The 6,592-nt window shown below is 61.9% G+C and carries 5 protein-coding genes and 1 pseudogene; 5 read left to right on the plus strand and 1 reads right to left on the minus strand.

Annotated elements, in window-relative coordinates; translation table 11 throughout:
- Nucleotides 1-139: 139 nt before the first annotated feature.
- Nucleotides 140-1,486 (minus strand): cytochrome P450, encoded by a 1,347-nt coding sequence (locus AC07CM_RS50095; protein WP_478883238.1) that lies wholly within the window; start codon nt 1,484-1,486, stop codon nt 140-142.
- Between the two features lie 140 nt (nt 1,487-1,626).
- Between AC07CM_RS50095 and AC07CM_RS50100 the strand changes: the two genes are divergently transcribed.
- From AC07CM_RS50100 to AC07CM_RS50120, 5 genes and pseudogenes are all read left to right on the plus strand, one after another.
- Entirely contained in the window at nt 1,627-2,451 is an 825-nt protein-coding gene (locus tag AC07CM_RS50100; RefSeq protein WP_478883235.1) for a helix-turn-helix transcriptional regulator, read from the plus strand.
- Nucleotides 2,452-2,514: 63 nt separating this feature from the next.
- Nucleotides 2,515-2,907 carry a transposase gene (locus AC07CM_RS50105; RefSeq protein ID WP_478883236.1) on the plus strand — a complete coding sequence of 131 codons (393 nt, stop codon included), beginning with the start codon at nt 2,515-2,517 and terminating at the stop codon, nt 2,905-2,907.
- 205 nt (nt 2,908-3,112) lie between these two features.
- Nucleotides 3,113-3,622 (plus strand): transposase family protein, encoded by a 510-nt coding sequence (locus tag AC07CM_RS50110; RefSeq protein ID WP_478883237.1) that lies wholly within the window; start codon nt 3,113-3,115, stop codon nt 3,620-3,622.
- A gap of 111 nt (nt 3,623-3,733) precedes the next feature.
- Nucleotides 3,734-4,312: pseudogene (locus AC07CM_RS50115) on the plus strand (ISAzo13 family transposase); the annotation flags it as partial.
- Nucleotides 4,313-4,852: 540 nt separating this feature from the next.
- Nucleotides 4,853-6,592 (plus strand): reverse transcriptase/maturase family protein (locus tag AC07CM_RS50120; RefSeq protein WP_478883239.1); only part of this gene is annotated, 1,740 nt, incomplete at its 3' end.

A 6,592-nucleotide genomic window follows, 5' to 3' on the forward strand; every position in this document is an offset into this window, starting at 1 on the left:
AAAGCCAGCCCAGCACATCGACCTATTCGTCCACCATCGCACCGTCACCGCTACCACGAAGCGACAACGCTCCAGCCGGACACAACCCCACCGCCCTTCCATCCGTCCCAGTCGGAGTTGACCCTCAGCAGCTATCGCCTCACCAGGTCACCGGCAGCCGCTCCGGCCCGTAGAGTTGTCGGTCGCCGCTGTGCCAGGGTATGTCTGCCACAGGTACAGCGAGATCGAGAGTGGGGAAACGACGAGCCAGCGCGGGCAGTGCAATCTGCATTTCCAGACGGGCCAGATGCTGGCCGACGCACTGATGGACGCCGTAGCCGAAGGCGAGGTGCTTCCCCGCGGACTGGCGAGTCAGGTCGACCCGGTCCGGCTCAGCGAACACCTGCGGGTCACGATTAACCGCGGAGAGTGAGACGGCGACGGGCTCGAAAGCCTTGATCACCGTTCCGCCGATCTCAATATCCTCCAGAGCGGTTCGCACATCGGGAGCCTGATCGATGGTGTTGTACCGCAGCAGCTCTTCAACGATGCGACCGACCGGGACTGACTCGGTCCTGAGCGCATCCCACCGATCCCGATCATGCAAGAGCGTGAGAATGCCGCACCCGAGGGCAAGGGCCGTCGTCGCGTGAGCCGCTCTCACCAAGACGATTGCGGTAGCAACGAGTTCATCATCGGTCATCTCCCCATTGCGGACCAAAGTACTGAGAAGATCATCGCCTGGCTGCGCTCGCTTGCCTTCGATGAGTTCACGAGCGAATGACCTGAACTCCTCGTTTGCCGCCAGACCATCCTTGACAGTCGCGTTTGGATCTTGCCTGACCGCGGCAAGCCGCTCAAATGTGCCACGTTCACTCGCCGGCACGCCGAATAGTGCGCAGGTCAGCAGCGATGGAATTGGTTGAGTGAACGCCTCAACCAGGTCGACGGGGGGGCCGACTCGCTCCATGATGTCGAGACGATCGGCGACAATTTGTTCGATGCGTGCCCGATAGTCACCCACGCGGCGCACCGCGAAGTGAGGGGCCACGAGGCGACGCAGCCGAGTGTGTTCGGGTGGATCCGTACTGAAGAAGGACAACTTCCTCAGCGACCGCTCGTGGAGTGTTCGCACGACCTCCGGGTCCCGGAAAGCGTCGGACAGCCGACCCTCCCGTCGGTAACGATCAACAAGGGCCCGGACAGCATCCGGAAAAGCGTCGTCGTACTGGATAGCATCGAAAAGTTGGGCGGCCTGTCGCTCCGGATCCAATCCCGGCGGGCCCCCAGGGAAGACGCTGATACGTGGATCTCCAAGCACGGCACGAGCAAGCTCGTGGCTCGTCACCAGCCAGCCGACATGACCATCAGGAAAACGGAGCCGGCTCAACGGTTGACTGTCACGTAGCTCGCCAAGTTCACGAGGCGGATCAAACGGGCACCTGCGCTCCACAGGCAGCCGAACCGGTTCAGGCTGCCCGGCGTCTGGCAGCGACGTAGTTGTCATGATCACGTCCTTAGGGTCGTTTGCTGCGCTAAGGGGGTCGACGATGACCCTGGGCGTACGGGCCCGACCTGGTCACATACCGACTGTTGCTATCGTGACGTGACTAGATGTCGCACACCATGGCGATAGGTAGCACAGACATGCCCGATATTGACATCTTCAGGATTGGGTTCTTCGTGGCCGCACCCGCCACTACCTACGATCGACCGACCACCGCGGACTACTGGGAACTGCTGTGGTTCACGGAGGGCACCTCCCAGCTCGTGGGCGAAGGCAACGCCTATCCGCTGCCGCCGAACACCGTCGTGCTGAACCCTCCAGGCACGCGATACATGTACTCGTGGGACCCCGACCGCGTCACACAGATGGGGTACGTCATCTTCACCACCACAACTGGTGGCGAATGGCCACTGCTTCGCTACCTGGCTGCGGATGACGTGATAATTGCGCTTCTAAATCATCTCCTATGGCTTGACGCTGCGCGGCGTGACGGTTGGCAAGACCAAGTACGGGAGGCCCTCGCCTACGCGCTACATGCCTATCGCACTGGCGCGTCGGCCACGAGCAACGTCAGTGACCGCAACTTGCCCCTACCTATCGAACGGTCGATGGCCTTGGTCCGCGCGCGGTGGTCGCCTGGGAGTCCGTTCCGTACACCTACGCTTGACGAGCTTGCGGATGCAGCCGCGGTAACCCGCGAACACCTCTGCCGGGTCTATAAGAAGGAGTTCGGATACGGCCCGATCGCGGCGTTGCGCCTACTGCGCCTGAGGTACACGGCTGCCTTGCTCGCCCGAACCGACCTGACCGTGGGCCAAGTCGCACACGAGGGGGGCTTCGAAAACCAGTTTCACTTCACCCGGTCCTTCAAACAAGCATTCGGCGTCTCGCCCACTCAGTTCCGCAGAGACAACCTCCCTGTCCCGGTGCCAACAAGCATTCGGCGCCTCGGCTTGTACTTCTAATTAATCTGGATTGAATCCCTCCTCCTCTAAAAGATCCCGCTGCTGATTTCTGAAATCTGCCTCATGCTTGGCGTGGAGCGGGATGGTGGGTGGAAGGTCGATTTCGTTGACGGTGATGTTCCAGTATCGTTGGAATCGAGGTCCGGTGGAGAGGTCCCGGAACTGACGCGGCAGGTGGCGTGCAGGGCCTTTTCGAAGGTTTCGCTCACGATCCGGCTGCGCGACAGTCTGGGACTCGTCTTCGATGACATGCTGTTCGCAGCCGCCTTCCCGGCCGACGGGCGCCCGGTCGCCTCGCCGGGCGTGCTGGCGATGGTGTCGGTGACGCAGTACGCCGAGGGGTTGTCCGACCGGCAGGCCACGGAGGCGGTACGGACCCGGACCGATTGGAAATACCTGCTGGAACTGGACGACAGCGGCTTCGATCACTCGTTGCTGGCCCGCTTTCTGAGGTAGGGCCGTTGTGGCACGAACAGCATCAGGCACGTCTGACGGCCCGGCCGCGGCGACGGGCTGTAGGAGCCGGCGCGAAGTCTGCACCGTGGCACCACTCATGACGTGCTGGTCTGCTGGTTCGGCCTGGACCGCTCCACCGTCACGCGCGCCATCGGCGAGGTGCGGCCCCTGCTCACGCAGCGGGGATGCACCGTCGCGCCGTCGTGTGCGACGCCCGGCCGCGGGCCGCAAGGACCGGGACAAATTCATCTCCGGCAAGACCAAGCAGAACGCGGTGAAGTCCATGGTCCTCACAGACGCCAAGGGGCGCCTGCTGTTCTGCAGCCCGGTCCGGCCGGGCAGTTGCGCCGACATCACCCAGGCGCGACTGCTTGGACTGCCCCAGCTCCTGGCCGACGGTCCGTTCATGGAGATCTTTGCGGATGCCGGCTACCAGGGCATGGACGCGCAGACCGGCAGACGCGTGCTGACGCTACCCCATCGCAAGTTCAAGAAGAACGCCCCAGCCTGGTACGAGGAACGACACGAGCAGCAGCGCAAGGCCCACTCCTCACGACGTATACGAGTCGAGCACGGCATTGCGCACCTCAAGAACTGGCGAGCTCTCGCCCGGCACCTTGGCCGCCGCGAGCACATGAGTGACATCGTCAAAGCCGTCGCCCGTCTGCTCTCACACCAGCAGACCGCCACCCTCGGCCACGGACTTCGAGCGTGAACACCGACAACGACGCGCACCTCGACGGGCCACGGCCAACCGTGCACGATGTCGTTAGGGCGCGCAGAAAATCAAGGTGTTGCTTCCATGGATCTGGCTCGTTGATGTGGTATGGGCATATCGCAGGAGACTCGTGATCAACTCGCCGTGAGATTCGCGGTGTTGGTTCCGCACCTGGACGAGCGTCAGCGCCGTCTGCTGATGGGAACCGAGGCCCGGATCCTGGGGCATGGCGGGATCCGGGCTGTCGCGCAGGCGGCCGAGGTCAGCGAGACCACGGTCCGCAAGGGCGTCGAGGAGTTGGAAGCGGGTGCGGAGCCTTTGGGTCGGGTCCGCCACCCTGGCGGTGGGCGCAAGAGGGCCGCCGAGGTGGATCCAGGGTTGCGACCTGCACTGTTAGCGCTGGTCGAGCCGGATATGCGCGGGGATCCGATGTCTCCGCTGCGCTGGACGGCGAAGTCGACGCGCAAGCTCGCCGACGAGCTCACCCGGCAAGGCCATCGCGTCTCGGCGGACACGGTCGGCGACCTGCTGCGTGAGGAGGGCTTCAGTCTGCAGGCCAACGCCAAGACGATCGAGGGCGCGCAGCACCCAGACCGCGACGCGCAGTTCCGCTATATCAACGAACAAGCCCGCGATCACCGGGACGCCGGGGATCCAGTGATCAGCGTGGACACCAAGAAGAAAGAGCGTGCGCCACGAGGCACTTTGTCATATCCCCGGTCAAGCCGGGAGGAATTCGGAGGAACATTCCTGGGCCTGATGGCTTACCTGGATCCGAAAGGAAAAGGGGACAGTAGCATGCCAGAGAAGCGGTGACCGTGTCCAGGTACAAGGAACGGGGTGCCGCGGGGCCCGAGCGATATGGTGGAAAGCTAGACTGCCTGAAACCCAATCTCCAGAAGACGCAACTTCTCGTCCGCCGGAAAGGTATCTGAGACCGGCGCCGCACCATGCATCGTAGTCGGTTCTTATGCGATGCACCCTCCGTGATGCGGAGCGATCCCCAGTGAGGGGATTCAAGGAGATGAGTGGGGCACCTAAGTCGCTCTATGACGTATGACAAGGATGAACGTGGGATCGCCTAAGGGGCACATTCTATGTGTTCTATGGCGACAGAGGCCCCGTATTAGATGTGGGAGTAACGCCTCACCAGGGAGGACGGGAGAGCCGTCTACAGGTCGAAGGGGGCCAGGTGATCGGACACTTAACGGCCAGGAGGTACGCGTGATGCGAGAAGCCGAAAAGGTACTGGGTGTCCTGCGTGAACGCGGAAGGCGTGGCCTGCCGCTGGAACGTCTTTATCGGCAACTGTTCAACCCGGAGCTGTATTTACTCGCTTACGGCCGCCTGTACTCCAATAAGGGGGCAACAACTCCCGGAGTCGATGGAGAGACCGTCGACGGTATGTCCTTGGGCAAGATCGAACGCATCATCGACGCGCTGCGCTATGAGCGCTATCGATTCAAGCCCGCGCGGCGCACTTACATTCCCAAAAAGAATGGAAAGAAGAGACCGCTAGGTCTTCCGTCCTGGTCGGACAAATTAGTCGGCGAGGTGATACGCCTCTTGCTTGAGGCATATTATGAGCCGCAGTTCTCGGATCGGTCGCATGGCTTCCGGCCTAAGCGCGGGTGCCATACCGCCCTGTCGGAGGTAGCGAATCAATGGACCGGCACGACTTGGTTCATCGAGAGTGACATTGCCGACTGCTTTGGGTCGATCGATCACGGGATCTTACTGTCCATCCTGGCGGAGAAGATCCACGACCGCCGTTTCCTGCGACTGTTGCAGAACATGCTTCGAGCCGGATATCTGGAAGATTGGGTTTGGCATGCCACGTTGAGCGGTGCGCCACAAGGCGGGGTTGCTTCTCCTGTCCTTTCCAATATCTACCTACACCGGCTGGACAGTTTCATCGAAGACGTTCTCATCCCGGAATACACCCGAGGAAGAGGTAGGGTTCTCAATCCCGAATACCGCAAGGTGGATCTCGCAATCCGACGCGCCCACAGGCGCGGCGATCGCGCCACCGTACGCGCCCTGCGCAAACAACTGCGCAGGTTGCCGAGCAGGGACCCCGCAGATCCGGGATTCCGGCGGCTCCGCTATGTACGGTACTGCGATGACCACCTCCTCGGTTTCACCGGACCGAAATCCGAAGCCGAAGAGATCAAAGAGCGACTTGCAAAGTTCCTGCGTGACGAACTCAAGCTTGAACTGTCGCAAGAGAAGACGCTCATCACTCACGCCCGCACAGGCGCGGCACGTTTCCTCGGCTACGAGATCACTGTCCAGCACGCCGATCACAAGATCGGCAGCAAGGGGCGCTCCGCCAACGGAGTCATCGGCCTGCGCGTGCCCCTCGACGTGATCAAGACCAAGTGCGCCCTGTACCTCAAGCGCGGCAAACCCGAGCGAAGAACCCAGATGGTCAACGACGACGACCACACCATCGTCCGGACCTATGGAGCAGAATTCCGGGGCCTGGTGGAGTACTACCTGCTGGCCGGTGATGTCTACCGACTGAACCGGTTGGAATGGGTAATGAAGACTTCCATGCTCAAAACGCTGGCCTGCAAGCACAATTCAACCGTGACGAAGATGGCGGACCACTACAAGACCACCATCGAAACACCGCACGGTCCCCGTAGATGCTTCGAGGTCAACGTGGAGCGGGAGGGCCGTCCACCTCTGGTCGCACGGTTCGGTGGTATCCCTCTACGGCGCAAGAAGAACGCGGTCATCAAGGACCTCGTTCCGCCCCCGGTCAACGTCAGAAGAAAGGAGCTGATCACTCGGTTGCAAGCAGCGCGATGCGAATTGTGCCGAGAACACGGCTCGGTGGACGTCCACCACGTCGCCAAGCTTGCCGCAGGGCTCTGTCGTTCTCGCGATCGGCGCGGAATGATCACGTCAGTCCGAGGGCGGTCGGCGGTCGGGTCATATCCCGTCCGTGATGACGCAGGC

This window comes from Streptomyces sp. NPDC044061 (genome assembly GCF_056434305.1).

Bases quoted from the DNA above. Each gene is read 5' to 3' on its own strand.
- AC07CM_RS50095 (WP_478883238.1), bottom strand. From the start codon at position 1,486: ATGACAACTACGTCGCTGCCAGACGCCGGGCAGCCTGAACCGGTTCGG.
- AC07CM_RS50100 (WP_478883235.1), top strand. From the start codon at position 1,627: ATGCCCGATATTGACATCTTCAGGATTGGGTTCTTCGTGGCCGCACCC.
- AC07CM_RS50105 (WP_478883236.1), top strand. From the start codon at position 2,515: ATGCTTGGCGTGGAGCGGGATGGTGGGTGGAAGGTCGATTTCGTTGAC.